This is a genomic window from Hymenobacter aerophilus DSM 13606 (genome assembly GCF_000382225.1).
Classification (GTDB): domain Bacteria; phylum Bacteroidota; class Bacteroidia; order Cytophagales; family Hymenobacteraceae; genus Hymenobacter; species Hymenobacter aerophilus.
On sequence record NZ_KB907832.1, the window covers coordinates 1 to 16437 of the forward strand.

At 63.1% G+C, this 16437-nt stretch carries 13 protein-coding genes; 3 read left to right on the forward strand and 10 right to left on the reverse strand.

From position 1 onward, the window contains the following. Both H145_RS25085 and H145_RS0116940 read right to left on the reverse strand, forming a co-directional pair. On the reverse strand, positions 1-160 hold a 160-nt coding region (locus H145_RS25085; RefSeq protein ID WP_019949313.1), incomplete at its 3' end, for a transposase. Positions 161-237: 77 nt separating this feature from the next. After that, positions 238-768, reverse strand: a complete 531-nt coding sequence (locus H145_RS0116940; protein ID WP_019949351.1) for an SRPBCC family protein — start codon at positions 766-768, stop codon at positions 238-240. 287 nt (positions 769-1055) lie between these two features. Here H145_RS0116940 and fahA point away from each other — a divergent pair, with 287 nt between their 5' ends. From fahA to H145_RS0116955, 3 genes are all read left to right on the forward strand, one after another. Then, entirely contained in the window at positions 1056-2348 is a 1293-nt protein-coding gene (gene fahA / locus H145_RS0116945; RefSeq protein ID WP_019949352.1) for a fumarylacetoacetase, read from the forward strand. A gap of 299 nt (positions 2349-2647) precedes the next feature. Then, positions 2648-3802, forward strand: a complete 1155-nt coding sequence (locus H145_RS0116950) for a zinc-dependent alcohol dehydrogenase (protein WP_026351589.1) — start codon at positions 2648-2650, stop codon at positions 3800-3802. Between the two features lie 12 nt (positions 3803-3814). Continuing rightward, a complete protein-coding gene (locus tag H145_RS0116955) occupies positions 3815-4369 on the forward strand; it encodes a hypothetical protein (protein WP_019949354.1) in 555 nt (184 codons plus the stop codon). A gap of 124 nt (positions 4370-4493) precedes the next feature. On the opposite strand, the gene acs is transcribed toward H145_RS0116955, so the two are convergent. From acs to H145_RS0116995, 8 genes are all read right to left on the reverse strand, one after another. Then, entirely contained in the window at positions 4494-6422 is a 1929-nt protein-coding gene (acs, locus tag H145_RS0116960; RefSeq protein ID WP_019949355.1) for an acetate--CoA ligase, read from the reverse strand. Between the two features lie 154 nt (positions 6423-6576). After that, positions 6577-8895: an AMP-binding protein gene (locus H145_RS24310; protein ID WP_019949356.1), complete on the reverse strand. Its 2319-nt coding sequence runs from the start codon at positions 8893-8895 to the stop codon at positions 6577-6579. Positions 8896-8952: 57 nt separating this feature from the next. After that, a complete protein-coding gene (locus tag H145_RS0116970; RefSeq protein WP_019949357.1) occupies positions 8953-9336 on the reverse strand; it encodes a response regulator transcription factor in 384 nt (127 codons plus the stop codon). A gap of 147 nt (positions 9337-9483) precedes the next feature. Further along, positions 9484-9795 carry a GIY-YIG nuclease family protein gene (locus H145_RS0116975; RefSeq protein ID WP_019949358.1) on the reverse strand — a complete coding sequence of 104 codons (312 nt, stop codon included), beginning with the start codon at positions 9793-9795 and terminating at the stop codon, positions 9484-9486. Positions 9796-9956: 161 nt separating this feature from the next. Continuing rightward, complete coding sequence (locus tag H145_RS0116980; protein ID WP_019949359.1) at positions 9957-12809, reverse strand: sensor histidine kinase; 2853 nt, start codon at positions 12807-12809, stop codon at positions 9957-9959. Between the two features lie 183 nt (positions 12810-12992). Continuing rightward, positions 12993-13220 (reverse strand): hypothetical protein, encoded by a 228-nt coding sequence (locus H145_RS21875; protein ID WP_019949360.1) that lies wholly within the window; start codon positions 13218-13220, stop codon positions 12993-12995. A 104-nt stretch (positions 13221-13324) separates the two neighbouring features. Next, positions 13325-14794 carry an MFS transporter gene (locus tag H145_RS0116990; RefSeq protein ID WP_019949361.1) on the reverse strand — a complete coding sequence of 490 codons (1470 nt, stop codon included), beginning with the start codon at positions 14792-14794 and terminating at the stop codon, positions 13325-13327. Positions 14795-14918: 124 nt separating this feature from the next. Beyond that, on the reverse strand, positions 14919-16391 hold the full coding sequence (locus tag H145_RS0116995; protein WP_157541736.1) for a hypothetical protein: 1473 nt from the start codon (positions 16389-16391) through the stop codon (positions 14919-14921). Positions 16392-16437: the final 46 nt, after the last annotated feature.

A 16437-nucleotide genomic window follows, 5' to 3' on the forward strand; every position in this document is an offset into this window, starting at 1 on the left:
CTTTTACGGGCAGCCAGCGCCACTGGCAGCCTGTTTTGAGCTTGTAGCAGATGGCGCCCACCACCTCAGCCAGGTCGACGCTTGCGCGGCGGCCACCAGCACGGGCCGGCAACAAGGGCAGTATCCAGCGGGTAATTATATCTTTGCTCAAGACTTCCATGAGGGAGGGAAAGGAGATGGGTCGCACCTCAAATTTCCCGCTTTTGTGGGAGTCTTTTCTGTTTTGCGCCTGACTGACTACTTCCTAAACAGCTTCATTGTCTCATGTTCAGCGTTTCGTTTGATGGAGCGCAGCAAATAACGTTGAAACAGGTAGAGCACTGCCGTTATGGGCCCCAGCAATAGCCACCGCATATTACGCTGGACGCTATACTCGGTGCGCAGCGTTAGCACGGTGTGATTCGCATCTTCGTGCAGCTCGTAGGCCCCGGCTAACATGCGAAACATTCCCGCCGACAACTCAAACAGATAGCCCACCCGAAAGCCAGGCTCGGGATTAAAGCTAAAAGCGTAATGGGTATGGGGCTCCCAACGCAGAATTCGCTGCTCAAACTTTTTGCCATTAGCAAAGTGTGCCGTGCGACAACCGCCCACGCCTTCCGTCAACAGATCGGCCCGCAACGGTTTAGGCACATCTAGCAGCCGAAATAGCAACGGATCAGCAAATTGCTCCAGCCGCACGTTTGTGATGTGTGCCCAGATCATGGCCGCCGGAGCTATAATATGTACCTGCGACTTAATTGTTTTAACCGTGTGCGCTGCCCGCATAAGCTGGTTGGAAATCGATTTAGGGCTTTAGATGCACTCTGCCTAAGCGCCACAAGGCCTTTGGAGGTAAATAACGTCAGCCCAAATCACATGTCTTCTATGATTACCGTAGCCCCGACACAATTTCCATCGAACCTGGTTGCATCCACAATGGATACCTCTGCGAGAAAAGCAATCTGTAACATGAGTGGCATTTCGCGTAGGCCGCAACCAACCACTGTCCATTCCGCCCGCCCTTCTACCTTTGCGCTGTCCACTACCCTATCCACTCCAACCAGCCCGCCAATATGCCTAACCCCAACGACCCCGCCCTGCGCTCCTGGATTGACATTCTGCCCAACAGCGACTTTCCCATCCAAAACCTGCCATTTGGCGTGTTCGAAACCCCGGAGCGGGGCCCGCGGCTGGGCGTGGCCATCGGCGAGTACGTGCTCGATTTGTACGCCGTGGCTCAGTTCGGCTTTTTCGAGGATTTAGAGCTGGGCCCCAAGATGCCCAAGGTGTTCCGGCGTCGCAGCCTCAACCGGTTTATTGCCCTGGGCCGGCCGGCGTGGCGGGCCGTGCGCGAGCGGGTAAGCGAGTTGCTGCGCCACGACAACCCCGCCCTGCGCGACCAGCCCGAGGCCATGCGCGAGTGCCTGCTCCGCCAGGATGCCGTGCAGATGCTGCGCCCCGTGAAGCCCCAGAACTACACCGACTTCTACTCCAGCATCGAGCACGCCACCAACGTGGGCGCCATGTTCCGCGACCCGGCCAACGCGTTGCTGCCCAACTGGCGCCACATCCCCATCGGCTACCACGGCCGGGCCAGCTCCATCGTGGTCAGCGGCACCGACATCCGGCGGCCCAACGGTCAGCGCAAGGCCCCCGATGCCACCGCACCCACCTTCGGGCCCTGCCAGCAGCTGGATTTCGAGCTGGAAATGGCCTTTGTGGTGGGCCGCCCCACTAAGCTCGGCGATACGCTGCCGGTGCAGAGCGCCGAGGACTACATTTTCGGGCTGATGCTGTTCAACGACTGGAGCGCCCGCGACATTCAGAGCTGGGAATACGTGCCGCTGGGGCCGTTTCTGGGCAAGAGCTTCGGCAGCAGCGTGGCGCCCTGGGTGGTCACGCTCGATGCGTTGGAGCCCTTCCGCATTCCCGGGCCGGTGCAGGAGCCTGAGCCGCTGCTGTACCTGCGCCAGACCGGCGACCACAACTTCGACGTCAACCTGGAAGTCACCATTCAGCCCGAGGGCGGCACCGAAACGGCCGTGTCGTACGCCAACTTCGGGCTCATGTACTGGAGCATGGCCCAGCAGCTGGCCCACCACGCCTCCAACGGCTGCAACCAGCAGGTGGGCGACCTGTACGCCTCGGGCACTATTTCGGGCACCACGCCCGACTCGCTGGGTTCGATGCTGGAACTGACTTGGCGCGGCACCCGTCCGCTGGAGTTGGCCGACGGCACGGAGCGCAAGTTTCTGCAGGACGGCGACCGGGTGACGATGCGCGGCTTTGCCGAGAAAGACGGCGTGCGCATCGGGTTTGGCGAAGTGACGGGCAAAGTGCTGCCGGCTGCGCCTCTCGCGTTGTAACCCCCGCCTCCTACCTCAACTCCTCAACTATAAATAACCGGGCAAGCACCTAGCCCCGCCTGAACCAGTTACAAAGGAGCCGAATCACCTACTAATCAGTAGCGTTGATTCGGCTCCGTTCCGCTTATGTAGTGGTAAAGACTTTGTCATAGAAGGGCTTTAAGCGCGACCGTAACAACTTTCTGGCCGGCTAGAAAGTAAGTAAATCGGTAAAAGTCAGGCTGAGAGCTGCACCTGTTTCGCTGCTCAGTTGCTTGGCTTCACCGAGTTTTCTCTTTCTCCTACTTTCCAGAATTCTTATGCTAGCAATGGACTACCGGGGCCCCAAGCGGGTCCGTGCCGTGCAGAAACCCATGCCGGAAATCAAGCATCCCCAGGATGCCATTGTGAAGGTATTGCGAACCTGCATCTGCGGTTCCGACCTGCACCTCTACAACGGCAACATCCCGGACACCCGCGTGGGCTCCACTTTCGGCCACGAATTCGTTGGCGAGATAGTTGAAATCGGCTCTGAGGTGACCAAAGTAAAAGTAGGCGACCGGGTGATTATACCCTTCAACATTGCCTGCGGCGAGTGCCACTTCTGCCGGCAGGGTATGTTTGGCAATTGTCATGAGTCGAACACGGAGGCAACGGCCGTGGGTGCCATTTTCGGGTACTCCCACACAGCCGGCGGCTTCGATGGGGGGCAGGCCGAATATGCCCGCGTGCCCTACGCCAACGTGGGTCCGGTTATCATCCCGGCCGACATGGACCTGGATGATGCCGTGCTGCTCACCGATGTAGTGCCCACCGGCTACCAGGCCGCCGAAATGGCTGGCATTCAGACCGGCGACACGGTAGTGGTTTTTGGCGCCGGCCCCATTGGCATTATGGCCGCGCGCTGCGCCTGGCTGTTCGGGGCGGGGCGGGTAATTATCATCGATAAAGAAGAGTACCGCCTCGACTTCGCCCGCAACTACTCCTACTGTGAGGCCTACAACTTCGAGGAAATAGGCGACCCGGTGATGTTCATCAAAAAAATCACCGACTGGATGGGGGCCGATTGCGTGATTGATGCCGTTGGCGCTGAAGCCGCCGGCAATGCCCTGCAAACTATCACCGGCCGCAAGCTGCTGTTGCAGGCGGGCTCGGCCACGGCCCTGCACTGGGCCATCAACTCGGTGAAAAAGGGCGGCGTGGTGTCGATTGTGGGCGTGTATGGCCCCACCGACAACCTGGTACCCATTGGCAATGCCATGAATAAGGGCCTGACCATCCGGGGCAACCAGACCTCAGTGAAGCGCCTGCTGCCGCGCCTGATTGACCACGTGCAGAACGGCGTGCTAAACCCGAAAGGGCTAATTACGCACCGCATGCCACTGGAAGAAGTAGCCGACGGCTACCGCATGTTCGCCAATAAGCTGGATAACTGCATCAAAACCGTGCTCATGCCCCCAACCGCCAACCAGTAACCTCGCCTTCCCATGAAAGACAACAAAATAAACACGCCCATCGACCCGAAGTCGATTAAAGGTTGGGGCGTCGACGCCGACCCCAAAAACGACCCCACCTACCCCATGCGCGACCGTATGAACGTGGCGGAGGACCCCAATAGCAAACACCGTCCCGATAATCTGCAACCCGTCAACGAAGAGCTTCTAAAGTCCATTGAGCGGCCTAAGGTGTCGGCCGTGTTTGGTACGCCGGAGCCACCCAGCGGCCTGAGCGGCATGATCCGCCGCCAGGCCTTTAAGTACAGCGAGAACGAGTACAAACATTGGCTGCCGCTAATTTTGGCCGACCGCGTAAACGTAATGGAAGGCATTGTAGCTGATATGGCCCACGGCAAGTTGCCCAACATCTGGGCCGAGAAAGGCTACGATATGGAGTGGAAATACAACCGCACCGCCTTTATCACCAAGATGGCCACCATCGGCGCCGTTACGGCGGGCCTGGTCGTGTGGCTCTCGTCGGGCAGCAAGAAAAAGAAGAAAGGCAAGAACAAGTCCGCTGACCGGGACTACCTGAGCCGTTTCTAAGCCAACTTTAATCAGTAAAAAAGCCCCTCCGCCAATCCGGCAGAGGGGCTTTTTTACTGACTGGAGTTGGCTTCAACGGGCAATATCCGGTTGATTTACCAATGCCCCGCTTGGGCAATGCTGCTTATCTGGCGCCTTTGATAATCTCGTCCACCACTTCCGGGTCGAGCAGCGTAGAGGTGTCGCCGAGGCTGCTGGTGTCGCCCTCGGCAATTTTGCGCAGGATGCGGCGCATGATTTTGCCCGAGCGGGTTTTGGGCAGGCCGGTTACGATCTGGATTTTATCGGGCCGGGCGATTTTCCCGATTTCGGCCACCACGGTTTCAATGACGCTGGCCTCGATGCGGGGCTTGTCGGCCTCGTTGCGGCAGGCGCCCTCGTTGCAGATGATGTAGGCGTAGATGCCCTGGCCCTTCACCTCGTGCGGGTAGCCGACCACCGCGCTTTCAATCACGTGGGGGTTTTCGTTGATGGCGTTTTCGATTTCGGCCGTGCCGAAGCGGTGGCCACTCACGTTGATAACGTCATCCACCCGGCCGATGATGCGGTACAGGCCGTCGGCGTCGCGGCGGGCGCCGTCGCCGGTGAAGTAGTAGCCGGGGTAGGGCGCGAAGTAGGTCTGCACGGCCCGGTTGTGGTCGCCCCAGGTGGTGCGGATGATGGCCGGCCAGGCCTGCTTGATGGCCAGGTAGCCTTCCTCGTCGTTGCCTTCGATTTCGGTGCCGTCCTGACGCAGCAGCACGGGCCACACGCCGGGCAGCGGCAGGCCGGCGCGGGCCGGCTTGGAGGGCGTAACGCCGGCCAGCGCCGAAATCATGATGCCGCCGGTTTCGGTCTGCCACCAGGTGTCCACGAGCGGGCAGCGGCCTTTGCCCACGTGCTCGTTGTACCAGTGCCAGGCCTCCTCGTTGATGGGCTCGCCCACCGAGCCAATCACCCGCAGCGAGTCGAGCGAGTAGCTGAGCACGTTGTCGAGCGGCTCGGCCATGAGGGCCCGGATGGCGGTGGGCGCGGTGTAAAACACGCTGACCGAGTGCTTGTCAATTACCTCCCAGAAGCGGCCGGCGTCGGGGTAGGTGGGGATACCCTCGAACATGAGGGTGGTGGAGCCGGCCAGCAGCGGGCCGTAAATCAGGTAGGTGTGGCCCGTGACCCAGCCCACGTCGGCGGTGCACCAGAACACGTCGTTTTCCTCCACCTGGAACACGTTGCGGAAGGTATAATCGGCCCACACCATGTAGCCGGCGGTGGTGTGCACTACGCCCTTGGGCTTGCCGGTGCTGCCCGACGTGTAGAGGATGAACAGCGGATCCTCGGCCTTCATTTCCTCGGCGGGGCAGGTTTTGGCCACGTCCTCGGCCTCCTCGTGGTACCACACGTCGCGCTCCTCGTCCATCTGCACCGGCCAGCCCAGGTGCTCGACAACCACCACTTTGCGCACCGAGTCGCAGGTTTCGAGGGCCTCATCCACCACGCGCTTCACCGGAATCTGCTTGGCGCCGCGGTTGAGGCCGTCGGAGGTAATCACCAGCTTGGCCCGGGCGTCGTTCACGCGGTCGGCAATGGCGGTAGCCGAGAAGCCGGCAAAAATCACCGAGTGCACCGCCCCGATGCGGGCGCAGGCCAGCACGGCAATGGTCAACTCCGGAATCATGGGCATGTAGAGGCACACCACGTCGCCCTTCTCCACGCCGTTATTCAGCAGCACATTGGCGAACTGGCACACGCGCTGGTGCAGCTCGCGGTAGGTCAGGCGCAGGTGGCGCTCCTTGATGTCGTTGGGCTCGTAGATGAGGGCCAGCTTGTTGCCGCGCTGGGCCAGGTGGCGGTCGAGGCAGTTTTCGGTGATGTTGAGCCGCGCCCCTGCAAACCACGTAGTTTCGCCGGCGGCCATGTCCGACACCATTACCGTCTCCCACTTGCGGCGCCAGGTGAAGGGCGCGGCCACCGAGTCCCAGAACTCGTTGGGGTGGCGGGTGCTGAGGTGGTAGGCCTCGTGGTATTCCTCGATGGTGCGGATGCGGGCGTGTTGGGGGGTGGTAGGCGTAGGCATATCGGTAGAATGTTCGGGGTTACCCCACCCCCCGGCCCCCTCCCCTCCGGGAGAGGGGGAGCCAGGTCAGGCGAGTAGGTTGGAAAAAGTTAACGTTGAGCGTAAGCAGAGCAAAAAATCAAGAAAGCTAAAAGTAAGACAGCCAGCTAAACCGTCAGGCTCCCCCTCTCCCGGAGGGGAGGGGGCCGGGGGGTGGGGTACCGCTCCTGAATATCCCCCGCCGCTGCAGCACGGCCCGGATTTCAGCAAGAATAGCGGGGTCATCAATAGTGGAAGGTACCGCAAATTCTTCGCCGTCGGCCAATTGACGCAGGGTTTTGCGCAGGATTTTGCCCGAGCGGGTTTTGGGCAGCCGCGCCACTACGGCCGCCTGCCGGAAGCAGGCCACCGCCCCCACCTGCTGGCGCACTAGCTGCACGAGTTGTTGCTCCAGCTCGGTTTCGGGCAGCACGGCGCCGTCTTTGAGCACCACGAGGCCCATTGGCACCTGGCCCCGCAGCTCATCGAAAACGCCCAGCACGGCGCACTCGGCCACGGCCGGGTGGGCGGCCACGATGCCTTCCAGTTCGCCGGTGCTCAGGCGGTGGCCGGCCACGTTTATTACGTCATCGACCCGGCCCATAATGTAGCAGTAGCCCTCGACGTCGCGGTAGCCGCCGTCGCCCGAGAGGTAGTAGCCCGGGAACTGGTCGAGGTAGGCCTGCTGAAAACGGGCGTCATCGTGCCAGAGCGTGGGCAGGCAGCCGGGCGGCAGCGGTAGGCGCAGGGCCACGAGGCCGGTGGTGCCGGCCGGCACGGGCTGGCCTTCTTCATCCAGAATCTGCAGGTCGTAGCCCGGCACGGGGTGGCCGGCCGAGCCGGCGCGGGCCGGCGCCGCATCGGGGTAGCCCACGCAGGAGGCCAGCATGGGCCAGCCCGACTCCGTCTGCCACCAGTGGTCCACGACGGGCACGCCCAGCAGCGCGCCGGCCCAGTCGTAAGTGGCGGGGTCGCACCGCTCGCCGGCCAGAAACAGGTGGCGGAGCTGGCTCAAATCGTAGCGCTGGGCCAGCGCGCCTGCGGGGTCTTCCTTGCGGATGGCACGGATGGCGGTGGGCGCCGTGAACAGCACGTTTACGCCGTAGTCGGCGCATAAGCGCCAGAACGTGCCCGCGTCGGGCGTGCGCACGGGCTTGCCCTCGAACAGCACCGTAGTGGCGCCCAGCAGCAGCGGCCCGTACACGATGTAGCTGTGGCCCACGGCCCAGCCGATATCCGAACCGCTGAACATGGTGTCGCCCGGTTGCAGCCCGAACACGGCGCCCATGCTGTAGCGCAGGGCCACGGCGTGCCCGCCATGCTCGCGCACTACGCCCTTGGGCCGGCCGGTGGTGCCGCTGGTGTACAGAATGTACAACGGGGCCGTAGCATCAACCGGCACGGCCGCCACCGGCGCCGCTTCCAGCAGCTGTTGGTAGTCGACAAAACGCGTGGCCGCTCCCGCCGCGCCAGGGTGTTCAGAGGCCCGGCCGGGGTGTTCAGAGGTCCGGCCGAGGTGTTCAGAGGTCCGGCCGGGGTGTTCAGAGGCCCGGCCGGGGTGTTCAGAGGCCCGACCTGGAGCTAAATTGGCTCGGTTGGGGTGTTCAGAGGCTCGACTTAGACCTAAATTAGCTCGGCCGGGGTCCTCAGAGGCTCGACTTGGACCTAAATTGGTCCGACCTGGAGCCAAATCACCCCGGCTTACTCCTGAATTGGTTCGGGCTGGGTCTTCGGAAGGGGTTTCCTCGCCGGCCGCTTCGCCCGGGGCTACCGCCTTAACCTGGCCGGCACCGGCCGCCGCGTCCGAAACGGCCGTGGCGGGTTCGGCGGGCAGCTCGGCCGGGCAAAAGTCGCGCTGACTTACTACCACACAGGCCGGCTGATGCGCGGCCAGCGCCAGCGCCTCGCGCACCAGCGGCAGGTAGGGTATCGGGCGGTCGATTTCCATGCCGGCCGAGGCGCAGATGATGGCGCGGGGTTGGGCATCGTCGATGCGTACGGCCAGCTCGGGCGGCGCAAAGCCCCCGAATACCACCGAATGCACCGCCCCCAGCCGGGCGCAGGCCAGCATAGCCACCACTGCCTCGGGCATATTGGGCATGTAGATAATCACCCGGTCGCCGGACTCCACGCCCTGCTCCCGCAGGCCCCCGGCCAGCCGGGCCGTCAGGTCGAGCAGCTGGGCGTAGGTGTAGGTCTGGCGCACGTTGGTCACGGTCGAATCGTAGTGCAGGGCGGGCTGGTCGGCGCGGCCGTTGGCTACGTGGTAATCGAGGCAGAGCCAGCAGGTGTTCAGCCGGCCGCCCCGAAACCAGCGGTAGAACCCGGTGGCCTCGTCCTGGCTCAGCACCGGCCGGGGCGGGTCGTGGTGCCAGCTCAGGCGGGCGGCCTGTCCGGCCCAGAAACCGGCCGGGTCGGCGAGGCTGGCGGCGTAATCGGCGGCGTAGGTGGGCATGGCTGGGGGTAGATTGCAGGGTTTGTGGTTCGTTTTTCGGGCGGTGTCGGGGCCGGCTCAGGGGATGTCGGTGGTCAGCAGCTCCTTTATTTTCTCCATGAGCTGGCGGGTGCTGAAAGGCTTGGTCAGGTAGAGGTCGGCGCCTGCCTCGTAGCCCCGCTGTACGTCGGCCTCCTTGCTCTTGGCGCTCAGAAACACCACCCGCGTATCGGGCTGGCGCGGGTGGGCCCGCACGGCGCGGCACACCTGGTAGCCGTCCACGTCGGGCATCATAATATCGAGCAGCAGCAGCGCAAAGGGCGTCCGGGCTATGGCCTCCAGCGCCTCCGTGCCGTTGCGGGCAATGCTGACCTGGTAGCCGGCCTTGCGCATCAGAAATTCGAGCGACATGACGATGTTGGGTTCGTCGTCGACGATGAGAATGTGCGGGTTTGTCTTCATAGGAAAGTTCTTGCGCGGTTGCCCCGCCTCTGTCATCCTGAGCACAGCGAAGGACCTATACAGAAGCTAATATCAAGCATTGCCTCCTGCATAGGTCCTTCGCTCCGCTCAGGATGACAGAGGTGGGTTGAGCTTTTACCAATCCAACTACTGCGCCCCATCCTGCCAAGCGGTTGGATCAATGGGTTGCCAATGCGGGTTTAGTTGCGTAATCAGCATGTTCTTTTTCTCGCGGGTCCAGCCTTTTATTTCCTTTTCACGCGCAATAGCCTGATTAACATCCTGAAAATGCTCGAAATACAGCAGTTGATAGCAGGAATACCGACCAGCAAAAGTGCTCTTAGTACCGCGGTTTTCGAAGTGCTGCCGCAACCGGGTGTGAAGGTCGTTGGTCAGGCCGGTGTAGAGCGCAGTTTTGGTCGGGTTGGCCGTGATATAAACGTAGTAGCCAGCGTTCATTTTGCGAGGTGTTAAACATTGGATAAAGTTAGTTTCAACCTTGTCATCCTGAGCGCAGCGAAGGACCTATACGGAACTCCACTTGTCATCCTGAGCGCAGCGAAGGACCTATACAGAAGGTGCTATCTGACAGTACCCTCTGTATAGGTCCTTCGCTGCGCTCAGGATGACAAGTGGAGCGGGATTTCCAGCGAAAACCGGGCGCCCCGGTCGATTTCACTTTCCACCCAGATACGGCCGGCGTGCAGCTCCACTATTTTTTGGGTGATGGCCAGGCCCAGGCCCGAGCCCTCGGGTTTGCGGGTGGTCTGGTGCTGGGCCTGGTAGAACTTGTCGAAAATGAGCTGGTGAAACTCCGGCGCGATGCCCTTCCCATTGTCTTCCACCCACAGGCGCAGGCCGCCGGCCGTGGGCTGCACCCCCACCCCAATGCGCCCCGCCCCCTCGGCCCGGCACGATTTGATGGCGTTGCTGAGCAGGTTCACCAGCACCTGCATCAGCCGGTCGCGGTCGGCGGGCAGGCCGGGCAGGGCGGGCGGCACGGCCACATCCAGCTGAATCTGCTTGGCCCGCAGCTGGGGCCCCACGGCTTCGAGGGCGTCGGTGATGAGGTCGGCCACATCGAGGGCGGCCTTGTCGAGGCGCACCGTGCCCGACTCGTACTTCTCCAGATCGAGCACCAGCGCAATCAGCCGGCTCAGGCGTTCGGCCTCGCGGGTGATGGTGTGCAGAAACCGGTGGCGCTCCGCCTCGTCCAGCTCGGGGTTGTCGCTCAGGATTTCCGACAGGGCCCGGATGCTGGTCAGGGGCGTGCGCAGCTCGTGGGTAACGGTGTAGAGGAACTCGTCTTTGTGCTGGTCGAGTACCTGGAGCTGATTGTAGGCCTGCTGAAGCTGCGTGGTGAGGGCCTGGAGCTGCCGCTGCTGCTTCTGGAGCTGGCGGTTGGCCTCCAGCAGCTGCTGGCTTTCCTTGAGAATCACCACCACATTATCGAAACTGATATCCTCCACGCCCACCGAAGAGCGCAGCAGCAGCCGCGCCGAGGCCGGCCCAATGGCGCCGGCCAGCAGCTTCTCGGCATAGGAAAGCAGCCGCGGGTCGGCCGGCGGGTCCGGCGCGTCGTCAAGCGAATCCGTCCCGTTGGCGCCCGAATTTGGGCCGGCACTGACCGAAGTTGGGCCGGCGCCGGGCCGGGCCGGGCCGTTGGCGTAGTCGGGCTGGGGCGAGGCGCCGGGGAAGTGTTCGTGGAAGGCGTTAAGCGCCTGCACGGTGCGCTTCCTGCCCAGAAAGCCGGTCAGCAGCGCCCGCACATCGGGCAGCGTGGCGGCGCTGTGCCAGCCGGTCGGGCTGGTTTCAAAGCCCGGCTCGTGGCGGAATACGTGCACGAACAGCTCGGCCTGCCGCTGCTCCAGCGCCGAGGGCGCCCGCCCCAGCAGCGACACGCCCACGTACAGCCCCACATTGAAAAACCAGCTCCAGAACAGCCCGTGCGAAAGCGGATCGAGGCCCGACAGGCCCAGCAGCGCCTCGGGCCGCAGCCAGCTTAGGGCCAGTGGCCCCTGGGTCAGCAGGGTTTCGGACAGCAGCCCCGCCCCTACCATGGTGGGCAGTACGAGGGTATAAAGCCACAGCAGCAGCCCCGCCAGCAGGCCGGCCGTGGCCCCGGCGCGGGTGCCGCCCTGCCAGTACAGCCCGCCCAGCACCACCGGCCCGAACTGGGCCACCGCCGCAAACGAAATCAGCCCGATGTTCACCAGCGGCAGCAAGTGGCCCACGGCCGCGTAGTAGCCAAACGCCAGCGCCAGCACCAGCCCCACCGCCAGCCGCCGGCTGTGCAGGGCCAGCTGCCCGAGCCGGGCAAACCAGCGCGGCCCCTCGGCCCGGCCCACCGGCTCGCGCACGAGCAGCGGCATAAGCAAATGGTGGCTGATCATCACGCTCAGGGCAATGGTTTCGACGATAATCATGCTGCTGGCCGCCGACAGCCCGCCGAGGTAAATGAACAGCGCCAGCCAGGGCCGGCCGGCCTGCAGCGGCAGGGCCAGCACGTACATATCGGCGTCGAGGCGGCCGGTGGCATCGAGCAGGCGCCCCCCGAAAGCCAGCGGCAGCACCAGCAGGTTGATGACGATGAGGTAGAGCGGAAACAGCCACATGGCCTTGCGCAGGTGGTCCTCGTTCACGTTTTCTACCACGCTCACCTGAAACTGCCGGGGCAGCAGCAGGATGGCCGACATGCTCAGCAGCAGCAGCGTCAGCCACTGGCCGGGCGTGGTGCCGGCGCCTTCCAGCGTGAACAGGCGCCGCAAATCGGGCACCGCCGCCGCCCGCTCGAACACGTCGGCGAAGCCATGGAACAGCCCGTAGGCCACGAACAGGCCGGCCACCAGGAAGGCCACCAGCTTAAACACGCTTTCCAGGGCCACGGCCAGCACCATGCCCTCGTGCCGCTCGGTGGCCTCGACCGAGCGCACCCCGAACACGATGGTAAAAAAGGCCAGCACCACCGTCGTGTAGAACGCCGACGTCACGGCCGCCGCGTCGCCGATGGGCAGCCCCAGCGTGCTGGGCCCGTGGGTGAGCATCTCGAACGAATCGGCAATGGCCTTGATTTGCAGCGAAATGTAGGGCAGCACGCCCAGCACGCAGCCCACGGTGGCCAGGGCGCCCAGCCCGGCACTCTTGCCGTAGCGGGCCGAGATGAAGTCGGCAATGGAGGTGAGGCGCTGGGCGCGGCAGATGCGGATGATTTTGCGCAGCACCAGCCAGGCCAGCGGCGCCATCAGCGTGGGCCCCAAGTAGATGCCCACGAATTCCAGCCCAAAGTACGCGGCCCGCCCCACCGAGCCGTAGTAGGTCCAGGCGGTGCAGTACACGGCCATGCTCAGGGCGTACACGTAGGGGTTGCTCACCCAGCTTCGGCGCGCCGCCACCCGCCGCTCGGCCGCATACGCCACCCCGAACAGCAGCCCGAGGTAGCCAAACGAAAAACCGATTACCAGCAGCGGAGACATGCGGTGAGGTGGTGAAATGGTGAGATGGTGAGTTTGCTGTTCGAGCGACGGGATTGTAGAAGGCGTTTATAGAAGGCGAATTTGGCTGAAGACAGTCTGACTGCCGGGGTCGGGTATTGGGGTCGAAGGGCCAACTAGTTCATCCAGGCCCCCAACACGTCAACTCACCATTTCACCATCTCACTATCTCACCTTCACCAGCCAGCCGGTGAGGGCGACCAATGCGGCCCAGGCGGCCAGCACGTAGAGGTAAAGCACCGGAATGCCGGCCAGGCGGGCATCGTGGCTGAAGGCGCCCAGCAGCGGGAAGTTGAGCAGCACGCCAAACAGCAGCGCCACAAACAGCAGCCGCTGCCCGCGCCGCTGTTCAGGCTTCTGTTCGAGCCGCTCGGGAAGTTGGGAGTTGGGCATGCTGGAGATGATTACTGGTGAACGGCTCGGGGCCAAAGCAAGCAAAATCCGCCGAACCAATGGCCCGGCGGACTTGCGCTTGTCACCCGGCCGGGGCCGCAGGGCTAGTCCATGATGCGCACGTTGCGCACGTCTTTCATGTAAAGCGAGCCGATGATGAAGGTTATCAGGGCAATGACCACCGGATACACTAGGCCGAAGTAGATGCTGTGGTCCTGCAGGAACCCGTGGGGCTGCGCGGCGGCCCAGGCCACCATGGCCGTCGAAATCAAGGGCACCAGGCCCCCGAAAATGCCGTTGCCGATGTGGTAGGGCACCGAGAGCGACGTGTAGCGCACCTTCGTCGGGAACAGCTCGACGAGGTAGGCGGCAATCGGACCGTAGGCCATCGTTACGAAGAGTACGAGGAAGAAAATCAGAATGGTAAGCGCGACCATGTTGGGCTCGTTGGCTACCATCACGGCGGGCACGGCCACGCCGGCGGCATCCACGGTGGCAGCCGTTTTCTCCACTATGGGGCCCGCAAACGCTTTCAACCCGTAGAAAATGGGGATGGTGAAGATGGCCCCGCACAGCAGCCCCGTCATGATGATGCGCTTGCGGCCGATGCGGTCGGAGAGGCTGCCGAAGTAGATAAAGAACGGCGTGGCCAGCAGCAGCGCTACGCACAGAATAATGCTGGCCGGAATCTGCTCGATCTTGAGCACAGTTTGCAGGAAAAAGTAGGCGTAGAACTGCCCCGTGTACCACACCACGCCCTGGCCCATGGTCGCGCCAAACAGCGCCAGCAGCACCAGCTTGCGGTTTTCGGGCTCCACGAACGAGTCGCGCAGCGGCGACTTGCTGGTGGTGCCTTCGGCCTTGGCTTTGGCAAACAGCGGCGACTCATCGAGCTTGCGGCGGATGTAGTAGGAGGCAATCACGAGCACGCCCGAGAGCAGGAACGGAATGCGCCAGCCCCAGGTCTTGAAGGCCTCGTCGCCCACGCTCAGCCGGGTGCCAATCAGCACGGCAATGCTCACGAACAGGCCAATGGTGGCCGTGGTCTGGATAAAGCTGGTGTAGTAGCCACGCTGGTTATCGGGCGAGTGCTCGGCCACGTAGGTGGCGGCCCCGCCGTACTCGCCGCCCAGGGCCAGGCCCTGCACCACGCGCAGCAGAAACAGCAGAATGGGTGCCGCCACCCCAATCGAGGCAAACGTGGGCACCAGCCCGATGGCAAACGTGGAGCCGCCCATCAGCAGCAGCGTGAGCAGAAACGTGTACTTACGCCCCACCATGTCGCCGATGCGGCCAAACACAATAGCGCCGAACGGCCGCACCACAAAGCCCACCGCAAAGGCGGCCAGCGTGGCCAGCAGCGCCGCCAGCGGGTTGTCTTTGGGAAAATAGAGCGTGGAAATAATGGTGGCCAGCGACCCGAAAATGTAGAAGTCGTACCACTCAATCACTGTCCCGACCGAGGACGACGTAATTACCTGCCAGATTTTGCTGGTCGAGACCTGGTTGTTATCGTGCGTGGCCGAAGCCTCGACGGTGGGCGGGTAGCCGCGGCGCTGTACATCTGGTTCCATAATGCGAGATGGTGATTTGGTGAGGTGGTGATTTGATGAGTTTGCTATTCGAGGGCCTTGGTGATAATGGCTCGGGTGATGCGCACTGAACGGCTCTCACCAAATCACCACTTCACCAAATCACTTACAGGAAAATCATGGTCTGCAGGGTGATTTCGCTCCGGTAGTTGATGTTTTGGGGGTTGGAGTAGTCGGGGCGGGCGCGGTAGTTGAGCGTGAACTTGGCGTTGTGGCCGTCGAGCAGCACGTTGGCCCCCAGGTCGTACACGTTCACGTCTTTGGCCCCGATGGCCTCCAGCCCGTCGTAGTTGCCGTGCATCCAGGCGGCGTAGGGCTGCAGCCGGGCCTTCTCGCCGAGCGTATTTTTGGGCAGCAGATAGCCCACCTGCCCGTACACCGCCGAGCCGGTACCAATGGTTGGGTAGGCGTTGCCGCGCAGCGAGCCGGCGCCCGGAATGGCGCTGGAGCCGCCCGCACCGCTCGGGTTCAGGCTGCCGATGTTGCGCACGTAGTTGCTGCCGAAATTATAGTTGTAGTACACGCCGTAGGCCGTCAGGGCCGTGCCGGCGTCCTTGTTGATAGGCGAGTCGTAGAACACGTCGGCCGACCAGATGCCCAGGTTCTGCAGGCGGTTGGGCACGCTCACAAACGGGTCGGCCGGGGCGGGCACGGGCACGGCGCCGGTGCGCGAAATCATGGCGTCCTGGTTAAACAGGAAGCCCGCGCCGATATTAAACACGCGCTTGGTGCCCAGGTACGAGCCCGTCTGGTAAGGCAGCAGGTTGGCTTCCTGGTCGAGGAATTCGTAGGCCAGATAGCCCTGGTAGGTTTTGTGGGAGTTGCGCGGGTTGAAGTCGGCCACGTTCAGCGGCTGGGTGGCGGGCGTCAGGGCCTGGTTGGTGGCAAACGGGTCGTTGACCGACAGCACGTAATCGAGCTTACCGATGCGGCCCTTGGCATAAATACCCAGCCAGCGGGCAAACTGGTCGGTTTTCTCGATGGTGGGCCAGTTGACGATGGGCGCGTCGTAGGCCAGAAAGTTGAGCGTGCTGGTGCGCGTCATGCGCGAAATGCCGTTCTGGTAGTGCAGCCCCGCCCCGATGTTCATGTACTTGAACACCTTGTACTCAACCACCGCCTCGTGCACGAACAGCTGGGGCTTTTTGCCCGGGTCGCCGATGCCCACGCCCCCGCTCACGGCGTTCTGGTTGTTGATGCCCAGGTGCGTGATGATAAGAAAGCGCGGGTTGAGCTGCGCGTACAGCAGCAGGCGCGAGCGGCGCAGGCCCACATCGAAGGTGCTGCTTTCGGGGTCGCCGGCCACGCGCTGCGAGCCGGTGTTGTTACGGTTGTAGCGCGTCCAGACCTGGTGCCAGCTGATGATGCGGAAGTATTTGGAGCCGTCGGGCGACAGGTTCACCTTCAGTCCCGCCCCGTAGGGCACCGACTCGGTGGGGGCGGCGGCGGGCGGCGGCGGGGCCTGGGGTGCGGGCGCCGGCGCGGGTGGGTTGCCGGGGGGCATGGGCTGCACCTGGGCCGAGGCGGCAGCGGCCACGAGCAAGGCACTCAGGGCCAATGGGTAGCGGACGTTTGGCATGGAGAGGGGAAGAGATGGAACGAAGCTGGTTCAATCCCGGAGCCCA

What these genes read in the sequence shown, in the direction of transcription:
- H145_RS0116955 (WP_019949354.1), top strand. Translation starts at nt 3,815, where the DNA reads ATGAAAGACAACAAAATAAACACGCCCATCGACCCGAAGTCGATTAAA.
- fahA (WP_019949352.1), top strand. Translation starts at nt 1,056, where the DNA reads ATGCCTAACCCCAACGACCCCGCCCTGCGCTCCTGGATTGACATTCTG.
- H145_RS0116970 (WP_019949357.1), bottom strand. Translation starts at nt 9,336, where the DNA reads ATGAAGACAAACCCGCACATTCTCATCGTCGACGACGAACCCAACATC.
- H145_RS0116950 (WP_026351589.1), top strand. Translation starts at nt 2,648, where the DNA reads ATGCTAGCAATGGACTACCGGGGCCCCAAGCGGGTCCGTGCCGTGCAG.
- H145_RS0116995 (WP_157541736.1), bottom strand. Translation starts at nt 16,391, where the DNA reads ATGCCAAACGTCCGCTACCCATTGGCCCTGAGTGCCTTGCTCGTGGCC.
- H145_RS21875 (WP_019949360.1), bottom strand. Translation starts at nt 13,220, where the DNA reads ATGCCCAACTCCCAACTTCCCGAGCGGCTCGAACAGAAGCCTGAACAG.
- H145_RS0116940 (WP_019949351.1), bottom strand. Translation starts at nt 768, where the DNA reads ATGCGGGCAGCGCACACGGTTAAAACAATTAAGTCGCAGGTACATATT.
- acs (WP_019949355.1), bottom strand. Translation starts at nt 6,422, where the DNA reads ATGCCTACGCCTACCACCCCCCAACACGCCCGCATCCGCACCATCGAG.
- H145_RS0116980 (WP_019949359.1), bottom strand. Translation starts at nt 12,809, where the DNA reads ATGTCTCCGCTGCTGGTAATCGGTTTTTCGTTTGGCTACCTCGGGCTG.
- H145_RS24310 (WP_019949356.1), bottom strand. Translation starts at nt 8,895, where the DNA reads ATGCCCACCTACGCCGCCGATTACGCCGCCAGCCTCGCCGACCCGGCC.
- H145_RS0116975 (WP_019949358.1), bottom strand. Translation starts at nt 9,795, where the DNA reads ATGAACGCTGGCTACTACGTTTATATCACGGCCAACCCGACCAAAACT.
- H145_RS0116990 (WP_019949361.1), bottom strand. Translation starts at nt 14,794, where the DNA reads ATGGAACCAGATGTACAGCGCCGCGGCTACCCGCCCACCGTCGAGGCT.